The organism is Arachnia propionica (assembly GCF_003859805.1).
Lineage (GTDB): Bacteria > Actinomycetota > Actinomycetes > Propionibacteriales > Propionibacteriaceae > Arachnia > Arachnia propionica_C.
This window is the reverse complement of sequence record NZ_RQZG01000012.1, coordinates 60,438-77,376: the sequence shown is the minus strand read 5'-3', so window position 1 is coordinate 77,376 and position 16,939 is coordinate 60,438. Positions and strand designations below refer to the sequence as shown.

The 16,939-nt window shown below is 67.6% G+C and carries 14 protein-coding genes; 2 read left to right on the top strand and 12 right to left on the bottom strand.

All coding sequences use genetic code 11. From position 1 onward, the window contains the following. Positions 1–12: 12 nt before the first annotated feature. Positions 13–1,179 (bottom strand): substrate-binding domain-containing protein, encoded by a 1,167-nt coding sequence (locus EII34_RS10810; RefSeq protein WP_124845170.1) that lies wholly within the window; start codon positions 1,177–1,179, stop codon positions 13–15. Between the two features lie 186 nt (positions 1,180–1,365). Here EII34_RS10810 and EII34_RS10805 point away from each other — a divergent pair, with 186 nt between their 5' ends. After that, on the top strand, positions 1,366–2,598 hold the full coding sequence (locus EII34_RS10805) for an ROK family protein (protein WP_124845169.1): 1,233 nt from the start codon (positions 1,366–1,368) through the stop codon (positions 2,596–2,598). Positions 2,599–2,795: 197 nt separating this feature from the next. On the opposite strand, the gene EII34_RS10800 is transcribed toward EII34_RS10805, so the two are convergent. The 3 genes from EII34_RS10800 to EII34_RS10790 form a co-directional block, all read right to left on the bottom strand. After that, a complete protein-coding gene (locus EII34_RS10800) occupies positions 2,796–3,464 on the bottom strand; it encodes a nucleotidyl transferase AbiEii/AbiGii toxin family protein (RefSeq protein ID WP_221620276.1) in 669 nt (222 codons plus the stop codon). Positions 3,465–3,581: 117 nt separating this feature from the next. After that, positions 3,582–4,136 carry a type IV toxin-antitoxin system AbiEi family antitoxin domain-containing protein gene (locus EII34_RS10795; protein WP_124845168.1) on the bottom strand — a complete coding sequence of 185 codons (555 nt, stop codon included), beginning with the start codon at positions 4,134–4,136 and terminating at the stop codon, positions 3,582–3,584. Between the two features lie 59 nt (positions 4,137–4,195). Continuing rightward, the gene (locus tag EII34_RS10790; protein WP_124845167.1) at positions 4,196–6,682 is read right to left on the bottom strand and encodes a hypothetical protein; all 2,487 of its coding nucleotides are present in this window, start codon (positions 6,680–6,682) and stop codon (positions 4,196–4,198) included. Between the two features lie 148 nt (positions 6,683–6,830). On the opposite strand from EII34_RS10790, the gene EII34_RS10785 reads away from it, so the two are divergent. Next, positions 6,831–7,733 carry an SRPBCC family protein gene (locus EII34_RS10785; RefSeq protein WP_124845166.1) on the top strand — a complete coding sequence of 301 codons (903 nt, stop codon included), beginning with the start codon at positions 6,831–6,833 and terminating at the stop codon, positions 7,731–7,733. Positions 7,734–8,109: 376 nt separating this feature from the next. Here EII34_RS10785 and EII34_RS10780 read toward each other — a convergent pair whose 3' ends face one another. From EII34_RS10780 to EII34_RS10745, 8 genes are all read right to left on the bottom strand, one after another. Further along, positions 8,110–9,015, bottom strand: a complete 906-nt coding sequence (locus EII34_RS10780) for an aminoglycoside phosphotransferase family protein (protein WP_185711300.1) — start codon at positions 9,013–9,015, stop codon at positions 8,110–8,112. A gap of 130 nt (positions 9,016–9,145) precedes the next feature. Continuing rightward, positions 9,146–10,339: a DUF418 domain-containing protein gene (locus tag EII34_RS10775; RefSeq protein ID WP_124845164.1), complete on the bottom strand. Its 1,194-nt coding sequence runs from the start codon at positions 10,337–10,339 to the stop codon at positions 9,146–9,148. A 224-nt stretch (positions 10,340–10,563) separates the two neighbouring features. Beyond that, entirely contained in the window at positions 10,564–11,208 is a 645-nt protein-coding gene (locus EII34_RS10770; RefSeq protein WP_124845163.1) for a response regulator, read from the bottom strand. Next, a complete protein-coding gene (locus tag EII34_RS10765) occupies positions 11,208–12,398 on the bottom strand; it encodes a sensor histidine kinase (RefSeq protein WP_124845162.1) in 1,191 nt (396 codons plus the stop codon). Before EII34_RS10765 ends, EII34_RS10770 begins: the two co-directional genes overlap by 1 nt. 101 nt (positions 12,399–12,499) lie before the next feature. Continuing rightward, complete coding sequence (locus EII34_RS10760) at positions 12,500–13,525, bottom strand: NAD-dependent epimerase/dehydratase family protein (protein WP_185711299.1); 1,026 nt, start codon at positions 13,523–13,525, stop codon at positions 12,500–12,502. Beyond that, positions 13,522–14,934 (bottom strand): GH1 family beta-glucosidase, encoded by a 1,413-nt coding sequence (locus EII34_RS10755; protein ID WP_124845160.1) that lies wholly within the window; start codon positions 14,932–14,934, stop codon positions 13,522–13,524. Before EII34_RS10755 ends, EII34_RS10760 begins: the two co-directional genes overlap by 4 nt. Continuing rightward, positions 14,931–15,881, bottom strand: coding sequence for a carbohydrate ABC transporter permease (locus EII34_RS10750; RefSeq protein ID WP_260425129.1), 951 nt, complete (start codon positions 15,879–15,881; stop codon positions 14,931–14,933). The genes EII34_RS10755 and EII34_RS10750 overlap by 4 nt, the downstream gene beginning before the upstream one ends. Then, positions 15,878–16,897, bottom strand: a complete 1,020-nt coding sequence (locus EII34_RS10745) for a carbohydrate ABC transporter permease (RefSeq protein WP_124845159.1) — start codon at positions 16,895–16,897, stop codon at positions 15,878–15,880. The genes EII34_RS10750 and EII34_RS10745 overlap by 4 nt, the downstream gene beginning before the upstream one ends. Positions 16,898–16,939 lie beyond the last annotated feature (42 nt).

The following is a 16,939-nucleotide window of genomic DNA, read 5'->3' as shown; positions in this document are numbered from 1 at the left end:
GTCGCGTCGGCCTCACTGCTCGAAGGCACCGGCCAGGTCCTCCGGGGCGTCCTTCTGGTAGACCTGTTTCCAGGCCTCGAGCACGTTGGCGTGCTGCACGGGCAGGGCGGGCAGGGCGACGTAGGGGGCCGCCTCCTTCCCGATCAGCGCCCCGGCCGCCAACCTGGCCTCGGTGACCCCCTGGTCGTAGGGACGCTGCGCCCCGAGCCCGACGATCAGCTCGTTCTTGGCCAGCCCGATGCCCACGTTCTTCCCGAGGTCCTGGGTGGCGATCTTCAGGTCCTTGCGGCCTGAGGCCCGGGCCGCGGCCATCACGCCCTCCGCGGGCACGTCCCACACCGCCCAGATCCCGGCCAGGTCGGGGTGCCGGTTCAGCATCGCGTTGGCAGCGGCCTGGGCGTCTCCTGCGAAGTCGGGGCCTGCGATGCCCTGCTCGGCGACGATCTCGATGTCGGGGTACTCGGCCTTGATCGTCGAGGTGAACCCGTCGTGACGCTGCGTGGTGACGAAGAAGTCGGCCTCGTGATGGATCACGCCGATCTTGCCCGCTCCACCGAGCGCCTTGGCCATGAGATGGGCGGAGACCACCCCGTTGCCGTGGTTGTCCGCCGACACCACGGAGACGTAGTCCTCGCCTGCCTTCAGACCCTGGGGCGAATTGTCCATGAAGACGAGCTTCACCCCGGCGTCGGCTGCCTTCTTGTAGGCCGACGCGGTCGCCACCGGGTCAGTGGGGATCGAGACGATGATGTCCGGTTCCTTGCTCAGGACGGTCTCGATGTCGGACACCTGCTTGTCGGGTTTGAAGTTCGCGTCGGTCACCGCGACGACCTCGATCCCGAGCCTCTCGAACTCGGCGCGCAGACCATCCACCTGGGCGTTGGACCAGTCGTTTCCGCCGTAGTGCATGACGATGGCCGCCGTCGCCCCCAGTGCCTTGACCTCGGCGATCTCGTCGTCGCTGAGCTCTGCGGTGTCGGCCGTGGCAGGTTCCTCGTCGTGCGGCCCCTTGCTGAGGACCGTACCTTCGAGCTTCTTGAGCGCGGCATCGACCTTGGCGTCGACCTCACTGTTGGAGGTGGAGGTGGCCCCGCCCTTCGTGGAGCACCCCGTGAGCAGCACCGCGAACGTCGCGACCACGGCCAGGGGGCGAATGAGGGGACTGATGAACCTAAGCATGTGACTCCTTTGGCTTGCTTTGGCTTGTGTCATGCGATCTTAAGTATCTGAAAGACCAAAGTCAACTCTTGGTAGACTCCGGGCCGTGTTGCACGAGTGAGTCATAGCCAGGGCACCTCCGGACGGATGACCTGAAAGGTGAGCGCAGTGGACCCAAAACCCCTTCTCAGCACCGTGTCCGAGCAGATGCGAACCCTGACGGACGTCCTGAACCTGGTCCGTCTGGGCAGCGCCAGGACCCGTCCCGAGATCAGCCGCCAATCCGGGCTCGCCCGCAACGTGGTCGCCGACCGGGTGGATCAGCTCATCCAGGCCGGCCTGCTGGCCGAAGGGCAGCTGGGGGCCTCCACGGGCGGGCGCGCCCCTCGGGAACTCCGGTTCAAGGCCGACGCGGGACACATCCTGGTGGCCGAGATCGGGGCCACGACGTGCGAGGTCGGCGTCGCCGACCTCTCCGGCCACCTCGTCTCGACGCTGGAGGCCCCGGTGGACGTCAAGGAGGGCCCGGTGGCCACCCTGGGGTATGTCGGTGCGCTGCTGGACGGGCTGCTGGGCGATCTACCCGCCGCATCCGTGTGGGGCGTGGGAATCGGCCTGCCCGGCCCCGTCGAATGGGCGACCGGGAAGCCGGTGGCCCCACCGATCATGCCGGGGTGGGACGGTTTCGACGTCCGGGAGTTCTTCGAGGCACGCTATCGGTGTGCCGCGTGGGTCGACAACGACGTCAACGCGATGGCCACCGGCGAGGTGCGTGCCGGGGTGGCCCAAGGGCACCAGGACGTCATCTACGTCAAGGTCGGGACAGGCATCGGCTCCGGGCTGTTCTCACGAGGCCGGATCCATAGGGGCGCGCAGGGCGCTGCGGGCGACATCGGGCACCTGGCCGTCGGCACCCGGACCGACGTCGTCTGCCGGTGCGGGAACAACGGCTGCCTGGAGGCCCTGGCCGGGGGTGGCGCGCTGGTCAGGGACGCCCGGACCCTGGCCCGGGATGACCGCAGCACCCATCTCCGGAGTGCCCTCGAGGCCGACCGACCCCTCGACGTGGGCCTCATCGTCGAGGCCGCGCTCTTCGGCGATCCCGTCGCCATCGACATGTTGTCCCGATCCGCCCTGGCCGTCGGGGAGGCGCTCGCAGGCATGGTGAGCATGTTCAACCCGTCGGTGGTCGTCGTCGGCGGGCGGGTGGGCCGCTCGCTCGACCTGTACCTGGCGACCATCCGACGGGCCGTGCTGGCGCGCTCCCTGCCCTTGGCCACCCGCTCGCTCCTCATCGTCACCTCACCCCTCGGGGACCGGGCCGGACTGATCGGCCTGGCCTTCACCGTCATCGACGAGCTCCTGGCCCCGGAGATGCTGTCGAAGTGGCTCGCCCAGGGCACCCCGACCACCCTCAAGGACTGGACGCAGGAGGACTGACGCCACGGCACGCAACAACCACCCCAGTCCAGGGCGGCCGGGTCAGCACCTCACCGACCGGGCGCGAGGGGCACCCAAGAACCTCGGCACCGTCATCGACGCCCACCTGGCGAGCAGGGGGATCAGCTGAGCTCAACAACTTCACCCACAGGCACCACCCATCTGTCAGCATTTCCGCCGAGAGGCCCTCACGCCCCCTACGCCTGCTTTCCGAGGATCGGGTCCATGAACCCCGCCACCAGCATGGCCTGATCTTCCAGACTGGCTTGACTGACAGCCTCAAGCCCCTCCTTACGCCGCCATGCCGCCCATTTTCGCTGTCCCGCCATTCCGTATCCCTTGAGAGTTTCAGCAACGCTTCCCACGAGAACTCCACGAAATTGAGCCACCTTCTCGACCGAGCGCCGCAGTTCTCCGGAATCAAAACCACGCTCACAGAGCCGCACGATGTCAACCAGATCTCGCCATCTGGTGCTGGAGATTCCACGCCCAAAGATGGTGACAACCTTTTCCGCAATGATGCCTTCCACAGCGTAGCCGCGCACTCGAAAGGGATCACCAAGCAGGCGATCAATCGTCACTAGCCGTGGCGGAGGGATGATCGGGGCTCCTGTGGTGACGTCCCATGCAGCCACTCCCTGCCATGGGCCGATGGTAGCCCGTAGGCGGACCCTGCAGCCAGGATGCTCACCCTGCTCACGAATCTCCTGAACACTCATGGAGCCCAGATCAAACTCCACGCCGTCCTCTTCTGACATCCGCGCCAGGTCAACAAGCACATGCGCCAAGTACTCAGGAGAAACTTCTGCGCCGACAGCGTTGGCATCAATGTCCCTCGCCGTGCGCGGAGTGACTGAGTCGGTCAAGGAAAGACTCCAAGAGATGACGGGTCAAGTACTCCTGCGTCGGAGTCGGACCGCCTTGTCTGGCAGCATCAGAGCGTGCCTTCGCCTGAAAGGCACGGAACACTTCTTCCCCTCGGGTCACGCCAACAACTCCAAGGCTCGCAGGACAGGAGTTCTTGCCCTCGGCAGCTGCTGCGCGATATCCATCAGGTCAGCTGGCTTGCCACCGCGCCGCAGCCACTCCTTGAGCGCGTCGCGTGCTGTCTCGTACCCGAACTGGCCGCGCAACCGGAAGGCATCCACGATGCAGCGCTCAGGGGAGTAGATACCTATCGACAGGTCCACACCGGGGATCACCATGTCCACGCGCCCGAGCTCGAAGCTGGCCACATCGAAGTGATGCCAGGCGATGGCAGCCTTGGTCGCCGGAGGCCGAGCCCCACGGGGGATCGCCACATCAAGGCTCTCAGGGATGGCATCACTCAGGTCGTGCTGCACGAGCGCCGAGATGAGGCAGATCGTCGCATCTGGGCGCCGCGCCGCCGCTTCGACGAGGTCCCAGTCCGCAACAGCTGCCGAGGACAGATAGACACCCCGAGCGATCCGGTCATACCTCCCTGCCCGTGCAGCACGGTAGAGGCCACTGCGAGACAGGCCGTTCTTTGCCGCCGAGGCTGGAGTCACCACACTCATGACCATCTCCCTGGTGAAACAAATCGCGCATAGACAACTATATCTGACAACGTTTCATCTCAGGATTCTTCCGTCTCCTCCCTCATCTGCACCGCATTGGCAACCAGACGCGCTGTCCTGATCGCCTTCGAGCTGCCCTTGCGTCCGGCCAGCGCGGCGACGCTCGGGAGATCGACCGTCACGTGTCCGGCTACCTCCGGTAGGAAGCGCAGCAGCGTCTCCAGGATCAGCCCGGCGCTGCTCGGCGGACGTTCCGGGGCCGCGACGCGCTCCGCCAGCGCCACCAACGACGGCCAGACCAGCGCCAACCCCGTCGCCTCCGCCAGCGCGACGAGCAGGGCCACCTGACGCTGATGGGAGCCGAGGCGCAGTTCGTCGGCCCAGCCGCACCGCCACGGTTCCGCGAGGTCCTCCGGGGAGAGCCGGCCCTCATCCCAGGCCGCCAACAGGGCACCGGCGATCCGGTCCCGGTGGGCAGGGGTCACGTGATCGACGGCGGCCACGGCAGCCAGGGCCGTCACCGGCCCACACTGGAACGCGGAACCGAGCAGTAGCTCCAGGTGAGAGGTGGTGGTCGCGGCCCCCACCTCGGGAAGTCGGGTCAGCACCTCGACGGCCGGGCGCGATGGATGGGCGGGCAGGAATCCCATCGCCGCCGCATGTTCACCGTGCACCCTCGGGCGAGGCCAGAAGGTACGACTCCACGAGCTGCCGTTGCCCACCAGGTCCGCGGCCCGCAGCTCATCGCCCTCGATCTCGACGCCTCGTCGCGGCGCCTGCGTCACGGTCCCCACCGCGTCCCGGAACCGCAGCTCGGCAGGCGGATGGAACTGCAGCCAGAGCTCCAGCACCTCCCCCACCCCGACCCCTTGCTCACCGACGGGGACCTCCGCCAGATCCGCCCAGTCCCCGATGCCCTCGATCCGGGCGAGCCCGACGAGCAGATCGGTGGGCAGCAACGGTTGGCCGCACTCGACGAAGCGCCCCACCCGCTGCCGGAACTCCTGCCAGCACACGCGGTTCCCGGTGTGGGTCGGTGTGGACAACAGGCAGGGCACCCGGCCGATGGCCTCCAGGGCCTCGCGGGCGCGCCAGCCGACGAACTCGCTGAGCGGGGCCCGCTGCACCCACATCCGGAACTCACCGGTGTGGACCTCGTGGCGGACGCTGATGATCTGGTCGGCCAGGATGCTGGGGTGGCAGCACTCCTGTCGGCAGCCCTCGCCGTCGGGGTCGTCGTCGAAGTTCGACGTGCCGTGGCGGTCATTCAGGATGAGCCACCGCAGCTCCTGCTCCTGCACCTTCTCGGATGCCGTCTCGAGGAGCTCCCCCAACCGGGTCCACACCGCCTCACGCCCCTGGTCCCACCCCACCGCGACGAGTCCGGCCAGGAGCTGCTCGTGGCGGAGCGGGTCGTCCTCACCGGACTCGGCGAGGAGGTCCCCCAGCTCGGCCCACAACTCCGGCTCCGTGAGCGGCACCACCGGCGTCGCCACCACAGCCCCCGTCGGTTCCCGCCACAGCCCGAGCCTCACCGTCGTCGCGGCGTGGCCCCAACGCTCCAGCAACGTCGCGGCCCGACTGGCCACGGTGGCATCCACATCGTGGGCGGCAGCCGCCACCACCTCCAACAGCTGCTCCGACGGCGCCGCCACCCGCTCCAGGGCCTTGACCACGGCCCGTTTCGGGGTCCTCTGTGGGCGGGTCAGCACCTCGGTGGCCAGCATCGTGAGCTGGTCGTCGTCGAGGTCGAGCTGGGGCAGCCGTTCGACGACGCGGGCGACGACGGCCGCGTCGGCACCGGGGAGAGCAGGCAGCCACAGGTCGGGGCGCTCCCAGAACAGCTGATCGAGCCCCAGCCCCTCCGCCCAGATGAGTGCCGTGCGCTGCGGGCCACGCGCGTCCCCGCGAGCGATGACCTCGATCAGCGCCCGCAGCAGAGCCTCGTCGTCGACTGGTTCCGCGGCACGGAGCACCGCCATGTGCTCCCGCAGCCGGGCGAGGAACCCGGAGGCGTCGGTGTCCCTCCAGCCGAGGCCATTCGGCACGGCACAGGCGGCGATGAAGTGCTCCTGCCAGCGTCGGCCAGGCCGCGGGGTCACGTCGCCGAAGTGCCATTCCCGCCAGAACCCGGGGTGGGTCGGCAGCGGCAGGTCGTGGGCGAGGATCAGCTCATCGAGCAACCAGACATGGAACCAGTCCACGTCGCGACCGGGCAGCCTGCGCTGCAGCTCCAACGCCCAGTCAGGACCGAGTGCGGCGAAGGAATCCCGGACGAGGTCCAGGTGCTCGGGGTCGTCCATGAGGTACCCGAGCAGGCCCGTCCTGATGATCGGGACGACCTCGGCCGGGCTGGCCCCGATGCCAGCGGCCACCACCATGAGCACGGCGGGCTCGATGTCCTCGACGAGCCGGGGCAGCGCCCTCCTCAGCCCCGTGGCGGCAGCCGAACGGTCGTCGTCGGACAGCTGACGGACAGCGCGGATGGCCTCATCGATCCCCGTCCCACCGACGAGGGCGAGGAACTCATCTGGACCCCAGGACATCGGGTACCTCCTCGTGGACTGCACCAGATGATGCCAGCCAGCCCTGACATCTTCCGTCCCCGCCCGAGAGCGCGGTGTTCTCTGCCATTCTTGGGCCACACGGGGCCTCCCCGGCACGAAGAATGGCGGAGAACACGGAAGGCATCGAATGAGCACGGACTGGACGCAGCGGATCAGCGCCTTGGCGGAGGAGGAACAGCAGCGCTCCACCCACCCAGAGGTCGATGCCGACCACCTGCTGCTGGCCCTGCTGGGCCTCGACGGTGCGGTCAGCGATGCGTTGCGACAGCAGGGCGTCACCCTCGAGGCAGCCCGTCAGGCGTGCGAACGCATCCACACGCCCCACCACGAGGAGGATTCACCTGGCGAGGCCAGGTACCGGGACGGGATCCGCGCCACCTTGGAGCGGGCCGCCAGCCAGACGCTCCCCGATGTCGCCCTGCTCCAGCTCCTGCTCCAGGACCCATCCGAGCGGGTCAAGCAGGTGCTGCAGGAGCTTCACATCACCTACGAGAACCTGCGGCTCCCCGCCCTGAAGGGGATTCCCCACGAGGTGCAGTTCACCCACCAGCGCGTCATACCTGCCTCGCCCAAGACCGTGTGGGCCGTGGTCTCCGACCCCACCCGCCTGCACGAGTGGGCCAGCTCCTTCTTCGATCACTGCGAGCTGGACCCGATGGGCGTGCCGATCACCTGGAACGACCCCCGGACTGAACGTCGCTGGCTGGTCACCGTCACCACGCACGACACCAGGAGCGAGCACCTGCTCATCGTTGAGAAACCTGTGCGAGAACTCCGGTGGGACACCGTGGACCCGGAGGACCGCACGACGCCTCCCCACCGCTTGCGTCTCACCCTCGACCCCCACGAGCAGGGAACCGACCTGACCCTGACGCTGGAGCTCACCGATTTCGACACCTCTGAGCTGCCGACCAACTTCGCCTTCCGCAAGATCGTCCTCCCCGCTGCGATGTGGTACATCCGTCGGGTGGTGACCAAGCAACTGAAGACCTTCGCCACGGACATCGCCAGCGCAGCGCAGACCTCATGACCCCCGGCCCGGCTTGAGGCCCGTCACATCGCGGTCCCAACCGCGGTGAGTTCTGCCACCGGTACGGTGTGCGACACCTGCTGGAGCGGGCCGCGACCGCTCCTCGGCCGGACGTCGCCCTCCTCTCGGCCCTCCTCAAGGAACCCTCCGGGCGCATCGCAGAGGTGCTGTCGGCCCTCGACGTCAACCCCGAGAGCCTGGAGTTCCACGACGCGGAACCGCCCTCGCCGGAGGCCGGGCTCACCCATCGACGATTCATCGCGGCACCCCCTGAGCAGGTGTGGGCGACACCGTTGGACCCGAAGCCGTGGCGCGATTGGAACGACCGCGCCCCTTCCACGACCCTCGCTTCGCATCTCGGTGCCACGAGCGACACCTACAGATCCGCGAACATCGTCCCGGCGATGTCCCACGAGATCTCCTCCCGATCCTGGAACCCCTGCTCCCGGAACCACATCGCGTCACCGATGCTGCGCACCAGACACCAACGACTGACGGCCGACGACTCCAGCTCGGCCACGTCCGCGAACCGTTCCAGCGGTCGCCGCACCGTGGTCGTCGTCCCGCCACCGCCCCGGATCTCGCTCCAGCGGTTGCGAAGCAGCGGCACCACCTCGTACGCGGCGTCTCCCTTGAGCGGCTTCGGGTCGATGACGACCCACGCGTCGTCACCACGACCGAGGATGTTGCCGTAGTGGTAGTCCCCGTGCAGCAGCCAGGACTCCGACGCCAAACCGGCGAGTTCCCCGCACACCTCGACAGCCGAGGACAGGAGCCGTTCCGGGCATGGTCGACCGAGTCGCCGCCACTTCTTGCGGAACTCAGCGCCCCACCGGGCGGCGATGTCACCGATGCCGGTGAGCTCAGGGGGAGCAGGGACACGCAGTGCGCGAAGAAGCTCGGCGGCGATGTCGAGCGCCTCCTGGACCGGGACCTCCAGCAGGACTCGGCGCTCATCCAATCGCTCCAGCAACATGGCACCGAGTTCCTCGTCAGCACGGAGCAACGCGACCGCCCCACGTCCATCCCACTCGCGCAGGGCGACGGGTTCGAGCCGGGTCTCGTCGTCGACCCAGGTCACCTTCAACACACAGCGACGACCGTCCTCACCAACAACCGGCACGACGACGGCGCACATCCCGTACCACGGTGAACCTGCTCGGCGAAGGTACCAACGGTCGAGCAGGTCCTCGATGACACCCGGCAACGACTCCAACCACTCCCGGGCAGCCTCGCCCTCCCTACCGAGGATCATGGTCGAGAAATCAGCTGGGACCCGCATCAGTGTGAACCTCACTCCGGAACGCTCGACGACATGTATCGCCATTCTGCCCGAGCGACGTGGCGGGGAAGGCGTTCGGCACTGACATCGCCGGACCACAGAGCTCGTGCCCCCTTTGACTGAGAACGCCTCAGGACCTCGAGGCACCCCATCCCGGCGTCAGACGCATGGCCGCCCGGTAGCTCACCGCCCAGAGGCGTTCCAGCGGTCCCTGGCCGAGGAGCCGTCGCCAGAGGTGGGCGAAGACCAGCAGGATCAGGGCCACCAGCAGGAAGCAGGACACGATGGTGCCCGCCCCGAAGGAGGCCGGGAACCGGCCGTCGAGGTTCAGTGCCCAGTCGCTGAGCAGGAACATGCACACCACGTTCTGGCCCACGTAGCAGCTGAGCGCCATCCGCCCCACGTCCTCCAGGCGACGACCCACCCAGCCCGGTTCCCGGGTCAGGTAGAACTGCGCTGCCGCGGCTGCGACACCGAGCGCCACGAACACCGGCAGCAGGTAGCGGTGGCTCAGCGTCGGGGCGAAGGGCAGCGGGGTGACGACGGGAGCCACCACCAGGAACATGTCGAGGGCGAACACCAGGGCTCCGACCGTCATGAGCCAACGCCTCATCCTGGCCCCCTCCGGCCGGAAGAGCCCGCGCCGCAGCAGATACGCCCCGAGCAGGAACGTCGAGAAGGTCATCGGCAGGATCATCAAGGCCTCCATCCGGTTGTGGAGCAGATTCGTGGCCCGATCCACCACCCCCTCCCACCAGGTGGCTGGAATGTGCCTCTCCGCCTCCCCTTCGGCGCCCAGCATCGCCTCGAGGACGTCCTTGCGGAAATAGGTCAGGAAGTCGTAGGTCACGACGATGGCCAGATGGATGGAGGTCGCCACGATCCACACCACGCGCTGGGTGCGCGGACTGGTCAGCAGCAGATGGGCGACGACCATCCCGGTCAGCGAATAGGACATCAGCACGTCGAACTGGAAGACCAGCACGTAATGGAGCACCCCGTCCAGGAACAGCAGCACCGCGCGCCAGATGTAGACCTGGGGCCACCGCCTGCCACGACTCCGCGCCGAGTCGTGCTGGATCAACAACCCCATGCCGAACATCAAGGTGAGCAACGCCAGGAACTTCCCGTTGCTGAACTGCCCGAGCACGGCCCGCAGGGGGTCCACCGTGACCATCTGCACGTTCTCGGCGAACAGGACCTCGTCCCCGGGCAACACCACCCAGACGAAGATGTTGCTCGCCAAGGTGCCGAGGATCGCGATCCCCCGGAGCACGTCAAGAACCCTGATCCGCTCCTGGGCCGCTGATGTCGTCTGCTGCATGGGCTGGCTGTCCTTTCGTCAGGAATCCATCCCAGCAGCGACGACGCAGGTACACAGTCCCGCAGGAGCGACAAAACCGGTGGTCAAAAACCGATCACTGTCGTCAGATGATGACATCTTGGCCCGATTCCCTGCACACGGCGCAGGGGTCTCGACACGGACTGTCCACTGGCACTCGCGGTCCGGCTCGACCACCGGAACACGGGGTCGACCGACAGGAGCGACTACATCAGCCCACCCTCGTAGGCGATCACCACCAGCTGGGCGCGATCCCTGGCCCCCAGTTTGCCGAGCAGCCGCCCGACATAGGTGCGGGCCGTCGCAGGGGTGACGTGGAGCCCAGCCGCCAGTTCGTCGTTGGACAGGCCCTGCGCGACGAGCCGGAGCGCTTCACGCTCCCGGAGGGTCAGCGCGGCGATCCGCTCAGCCACCGCTGGATCGCGTGGCGCCATCCGACCGATGAGTCGTCGTGTCACCTCCGGAGCCAGCAGCGCATTCCCGGCATGGACGACCCGGATGGCGTGCAGGATTTCCACCGGCGGACTGTTCTTCAGCAGGAACCCCGCCACCCCGGCTGCCAGCGCGGCCTGGACGTACTCATCCAGGTCGAAGACGGTGAGCATGATGATGCGCGGCCCGCGGGACAACTCTCCGAGCCTGCGCGCCGCCTCCAGGCCACCCATGCCGGGCATCTGCACGTCCATGAGCAGCACATCGGGATGTGTCTCCCGCGCCAGCTCCAGGGCAGCTGCCCCGTCGCTGGCCTCCCCGACGACCACCATGCCGGGGTCGCTGTCCACCAGCATCCGCATCGCCCCGCGCAGGGCCGCCTCGTCGTCCACGAGACCGACTCGGATCCTCAGGCTCATCACCGCCTCCCCACCGGGATCCGTGCCTCCACCTGGAAACCGGTCCCTTCGGACACATTGCTGAAACTGACTCTCCCACCGCACTGCTCGACGCGCTCCCGCATCCCGCTGATCCCATGGCCGGGCCTCAGGTCCGCAACTCCCACACCGTCGTCGACGACACGGACGGTGATCCCACCCGGCCAACTCGCCAGGGTGATCCAGCAGTGCTGGGCTCGGGCATGACGCACGGTGTTGGTCAGGGACTCCTGGATGAGCCGTTGTGCCGTGAGGGCGACGGCGGGTGGCAACGCCCGGTCCGCAATCTTGTCCCCGTCCTCGAGGAGGACCACTGCACCTGTGGCCCGCACCTGATGCATCGCCTGGTCGAGGGCTGGCCGCAAGGTTCGATCAGGAGCGCAGGTGTCCTCATCGAGGATCTCCCGGAGTTGTCGGAGCCCTTCCCGGGCGTCATGTTCGATCTCGCCGAGAAGACTGAGAAGCGTCTCCTTCGTCTGTCCCGGAACCTGCACCGCGACCCCGGCCCGCACCCCGATGGTGCTGAGCGAATGGGAGAGCACGTCGTGGATCTCGCGTCGGAGTCGCAGCCGCTCGGCCAGCACCGCCTCCCGCGCCACCTGTTCCTTGAGCAAGCGGGAACGCACCCCCAGCTGCCACGAACCGACCAGCACCAGGACCGCGAGCATCAGGTGATCGGAGGCGAACCAGAGGTACACATCCCCCCAACGCACGGTCAGCGCCAAGTACAGGTTGGACGCTTGAATCATGTGGAGGGCCTGCGCCACACACAGCACCAGCGCCGCAACGCATCCGGCCACGGACCAGCGTGACATGCTGCGTCGGCCATGGTGTTCAGCCACCGTCGCGAAGCACAGCCCGAACAGCACCCCGACATCGGAGGACAGCCACAGCACCCCGGCCAGGAGGGTCGCGGTCAGGGCGACGGCGAAGCACGGGATCGGGAAGCGTCGCCGCAACAAGGCGGAGACGGCGGCAGCTGCGGCCAGGAGCACCCCGAGCCAGAACAACCACTCCGGGGTCGGCACCGGTTCCACCCTCTGATCACCGAGGTGGAGTTGCCAGGACCTCCCGGTCAGGCGGGCCGACACCAACGGCAGAACCCACAGCACCAGCACCGTCGGCACCACGACGAGCAGGTCTCGGGCCTCGGCTCCACGTCTTCGGAACATGTCTCCTCCCGGTCCCAGTCTGTCCCGGGCGCCAAAACCCGGCACAGAGCGCCCGGCTCGACCGAGGGGGGCAGAGAAGTCGAGCCGGGCGCAGCCTTGGGTCAGACCCGTGCCAGCAGGCCTGAGCGCAGGTCGTCGAAGCCCGCCAGCCAGGCGTCGACGACGCGGTCCTCGAAGCCCGGCGGAATCGGCTCCGCGAAGGCCCCGAGGGATTCCTGGTGGGTGATGTGGTCGCGGGCAGCATCGACCAGCGAGTGTTCCCAACGGAAGTCCGGGAACTCCTCACGGAAGCGGTCGACCCTGAAGTAGAGGTGGTGGCTGGTGAGGTCCCGCAGCAGGCTCTGCTCCACCTCGGGCCGGTCCAGGGCGTACAGCACGTCCGTGGGGATGTGCACGATTCTCGGCTCCACCCCGACGGCCTCGCCGAAGACCCGCAGGTACTCGTCATAGGTGACCGCAGTGGGGTGTGCACAGTTGTAGGCCAGCTCCTGCGGCTCCACCTCGCACAGCCTCGCCACCATGAGCCCCGTGTTGTGGGCCGCTCCCGCGTCGATGAGCGTCGTGCCGTCACCCGGCGAGAACACCGGCAGCCCCTGCCGCAGCCGGGAGACGAGCCCCGTCGCCTTCAGACTGAAGGCCGTCAGCGCGAACGACTTGCCCATCGAGTATCCCGGCCGCACGATGGTCAACCGGGCCCCGATCTCCTCACAGGCCCGCTGGTACAGCTCCTCGATGGCCTTCTTCGACGCCGCGTACTCGCTGGTCGGCGGCCGCCACGGGTCCTCTTCGCGCATCGGGAGCCGGCTCAACGGATATCCGTAGACATCCGCCGTGCTGATGAACACCAGCCGGGCGACGGGGTGCGCGCCGAGCGCCCGGATCACCGTCGCCGCCTGCTCCACGGTGAAGCAGGTGCAGTCCACCACCAGATCCGGGGTGAACGACGTCAAGGCCTCGGTCAGCGCCGTCTCGTCGTCGCGATCCCCCTGGAAGACCCGGACGTCCAATCCCAGCAGCCCGCCGGGGCTGCGCTTGAGCACCGCGACCTCCCAGCCCAGCTCCAGCAGTCGCGCGATGGTGGACTCGGAGATGTTGCCCGGCCCACCCAGGAACAGTGCGCGACTCACGGCACCTCGAACCGGTGGGTGCGGGCGACATCGGCGTACCACAGGGCGCTGGCCTTCGGGGTGCGCGTGAAGGTGTCGTAGTCGACACGCACGATCCCGAACCGCTCCGTGTAGCCCATCGCCCACTCGAAGTTGTCGAGGAACGACCACACCAGGTAGCCGCGCACGTCGGCACCGTTGGCCATGGCCTGGTGGAGCGCGACGAGGTGGTCCCGGATGTAGGCCAGCCGATCGTCGGTGTCGTCGACGAAGCCGTTCTCGTCGGGGACGTCCCGGTAGGCGGCCCCGTTCTCCGTCACGACGATCGGGATCCCGGCGGGACCGGTGTAGTCGCGGTGGATGCGTTCCAGCGTGAGCCGGAAGTCCTCGGCCAGGACCTCCCAGCCCATCGAGGTCTGCGGCAGGTCGCGGAGCTTCGGCTGCACCGTCTCGCTGCCGACCATGGGAGAGGCGTGCTCGTACCCGTGCTCATCGACGGTGACCTCGCGGACCGCGCCCGGCTCGGCCCCGGCGTGGACCGAGCCGTTGTAGAAGTTGACACCGAGCACGTCGATGGGTTGATGGATGATCGCGAGGTCCTCGGGCGTGGCCAGTTCCTTCAGCCCGGCCTCGGCCATGTCCTCCAGCACGTCGGCGGGGTAGGAACCCCTGAAGATCGGGTCGAGGAAGAATCGCATGAACCCACCGTCGACGCGACGGGCGGCGTCCACGTCGGCCGGGTTGTCGGGGTCGTGGGGGTGCGAGTAGGTGGTGTTGACGGTGATGCCGACCTGGAAGTCACCGGCGGCCCGCAGCGCCTTCACCCCCAGTCCGTGCGCGAGCAGCAGGTGGTGGGCGGCCGCGACGGCGGCGCGCGGCTCCACCCGGCCGGGCGCGTGCACCCCACCCGCATACGACAGGAAGGAGGCGCACCAGGCCTCGTTGAGGGTGGTGAAGGTCTCGACGCGATCACCGAGGGCCTCGGCCATGACGCCTGTGAAATCGGCGAACCGGTGGGCGGTCTCCCGGTTGGTCCAGCCGCCCTCCAGCTCCAGCGCCTCCGGGGTCTCCCAGTGGAACAGCGTCACCCAGGGCGTGATCCCGGCGGCGAGCAGCTCGTCGACGAGCCGGGAGTAGAAGTCCACTCCCTTGGGGTTGACGGTCCTCCCGTCGGGGCAGACCCTGGCCCAGGAGGTGGAGAAGCGGTAGGCGTTCAGCCCCAGCTCCTTCATCAGGGCGACGTCCTCGGGCATCCGGTTGTAGTGGTCGCAGGCCATGAGCCCGTTGCTGCCGTCGAGGATGCGGCCGGGCTGCTCACAGAACGCGTCCCACACGGAGCGGCCGCGCCCGTCGACGTCCCCGCCCTCGATCTGGAAGGCGGCGGTGGCGGCCCCGAAGAGGAAATCCTCGGGGAATTCGTAGGTGGTCATCCCTTGACAGCTCCTTGCATGACACCGGCGACGAGCTGCCGACCGGCGAAGATGAACAGGATCATGAGCGGGACGGTCGTGATGAGGACCCCGGTCATGACGAGTGAGTAGTCGGTGAAGTAGCGACCCTGCAGCAGGGTCAGGGCGACGGGCAGCGTCGGGTTCTTCGAGCCCAGGACGATGAAGGGCCAGAAGAAGCTGGTCCACGAGCCCACGAAGGTGAACATGCCGAGCATCGACATGGCGGGGCGGGCGGCGGGCAGGGCCACGTGCCAGAAGGTGCGGATCATGGAGCAGCCGTCGACACGGGCGGCCTCCACCAGCTCGTAGGGCAGGGCACCGCGCAGGTACTGGGTCATCCAGAACACCCCGAAGGCCGAGGCCAGACCGGGCACGATGACGGCCTGCAGCTCACCGACCCAGCCCAGCTTGGCCATGATCATGAACAGCGGCACCACGCCCAGCTGGGCGGGGACGGCCATGGTGGCGATGATGAAGACCAGCAGAGCGTTGCTTCCCTTGAAGCGCAGCTTGGAGAAGGCGAAGCCGGCCAGGGTGGAGGTGAGCATCACCGAGACGGCGGTGACCACCGCGACGATGACGGAGTTCCAGACCGCCTGCCAGATCTTGATGTCGGATTCGAAGACCCGCTGCAGGTTCACCAGCAGCTCTCCACCGGGCAACAGTGACGGCAGCGATTTCTGGGCCACCTCGGCACCGGTGTGGGAGGCCAGGATGAGGGAGTAGTAGAGCGGGGCGAAGCAGGCCGCCACGACGATGGCGAGGAAGAGGTAGGTGAAGATCCCCGGCCGACGATCCACCCCGAATGCGGCGCCCCTGGACTGCGGCACCTCACCGTTGCGGATGGCGCGACGGCGGGCGGCCCGTGCCGCTCCCTTCCCGGCGAACTGTTCGATGGCCGGGGCCGACATCTGGTCGCGGCTCATGCGGAGACCTCCTTGGTGCGACGGGTGTTCCTGCGCTTGTTCGCCCCCGGTTCCTCCGAGGAGATCAGCCTGACGATGAGGTAGTTGACGGCGGCCAGGGCGATGACGATGAGGAACAGCAGCCAGGCGATGGCAGCGGCCCGGCCGAAGTCACGTGTCGCACCCCACCCCATGTCGTGGAGGTACATCGTCAACGTCATCCACTGCTGATCAGGCCCTCCCCGACCGCTGGAGTCGAAGGTCTTGGGCTCGTCGAAGATCTGCAGTCCACCGATGGTGGAGGTGAGCACCATGAAGATGAGAGTGGGGCGGATCATCGGGATGGTGACGAAGAAGAATCGCCGTACCCGGCTGGCCCCGTCGATGATGGCGGCCTCGTAGAGGTCGCGGGGGATGGCCTGCATGGCGGCCAGGATGATGAGGGTGTTGTAGCCGGTCCAGCGGAAGTTGACCATCGTGGCGATGGCGAAGTGCGCCGCCAGTGGGTCGACGTGCCATCCGACGGGATTCTGGTTGACGACGGCCAGCAGGGCGTTGACCAGGCCGCTCTGGTCGGCGAACAGCTTGCCGAAGATGAGCGAGACCGCGACGGGGGTGACGACGTAGGGCATGAGCACCCCCAGCCGCCAGAAGGTCTTGGCGCGCAGGTTGGCATCCAGTGCGGCGGCGATGAGCACCGCCGCGATGAGCTGGGGAATCGAGGACAGGACGAAGATGGAGAAGGTGTTGCCGAGTGACTTCCAGAAGTTGGGCTGCCCCAGCACGGAGGAGAAGTTCTCGAATCCGACGAAACCCTGATTTCCCTTGATGAGATGCCATTCATGGACAGAGATGAAGGCGGTGTAGAGCATCGGGAAGAGCCCGGTGAGCCCGAAGATGATGAAGAACGGGGCCACGTAGAGATAGGGACTGACCTTCATGTCGAGGCGGTTGAACCGCTCGCTGCCGGTCATGCGCAGTCTCGGGGCCGGGAACTGCGTTGCCAGCTCCGGCTGCTCCTTGGATGTCACTGTCATGTCATTCCCCTTGCTGAGGGCACCCCGGGCGGGGTGCCCTCA

Excerpts from the sequence above, each read along its gene's own strand:
- EII34_RS10775 (WP_124845164.1), bottom strand. The coding sequence starts at position 10,339 with ATGCAGCAGACGACATCAGCGGCCCAGGAGCGGATCAGGGTTCTTGAC.
- EII34_RS10795 (WP_124845168.1), bottom strand. The coding sequence starts at position 4,136 with ATGAGTGTGGTGACTCCAGCCTCGGCGGCAAAGAACGGCCTGTCTCGC.
- EII34_RS10745 (WP_124845159.1), bottom strand. The coding sequence starts at position 16,897 with ATGACAGTGACATCCAAGGAGCAGCCGGAGCTGGCAACGCAGTTCCCG.
- EII34_RS10780 (WP_185711300.1), bottom strand. The coding sequence starts at position 9,015 with ATGCGGGTCCCAGCTGATTTCTCGACCATGATCCTCGGTAGGGAGGGC.
- EII34_RS10810 (WP_124845170.1), bottom strand. The coding sequence starts at position 1,179 with ATGCTTAGGTTCATCAGTCCCCTCATTCGCCCCCTGGCCGTGGTCGCG.
- EII34_RS10765 (WP_124845162.1), bottom strand. The coding sequence starts at position 12,398 with ATGTTCCGAAGACGTGGAGCCGAGGCCCGAGACCTGCTCGTCGTGGTG.
- EII34_RS10750 (WP_260425129.1), bottom strand. The coding sequence starts at position 15,881 with ATGAGCCGCGACCAGATGTCGGCCCCGGCCATCGAACAGTTCGCCGGG.
- EII34_RS10805 (WP_124845169.1), top strand. The coding sequence starts at position 1,366 with ATGCGAACCCTGACGGACGTCCTGAACCTGGTCCGTCTGGGCAGCGCC.
- EII34_RS10755 (WP_124845160.1), bottom strand. The coding sequence starts at position 14,934 with ATGACCACCTACGAATTCCCCGAGGATTTCCTCTTCGGGGCCGCCACC.
- EII34_RS10790 (WP_124845167.1), bottom strand. The coding sequence starts at position 6,682 with ATGTCCTGGGGTCCAGATGAGTTCCTCGCCCTCGTCGGTGGGACGGGG.
- EII34_RS10785 (WP_124845166.1), top strand. The coding sequence starts at position 6,831 with ATGAGCACGGACTGGACGCAGCGGATCAGCGCCTTGGCGGAGGAGGAA.
- EII34_RS10770 (WP_124845163.1), bottom strand. The coding sequence starts at position 11,208 with ATGAGCCTGAGGATCCGAGTCGGTCTCGTGGACGACGAGGCGGCCCTG.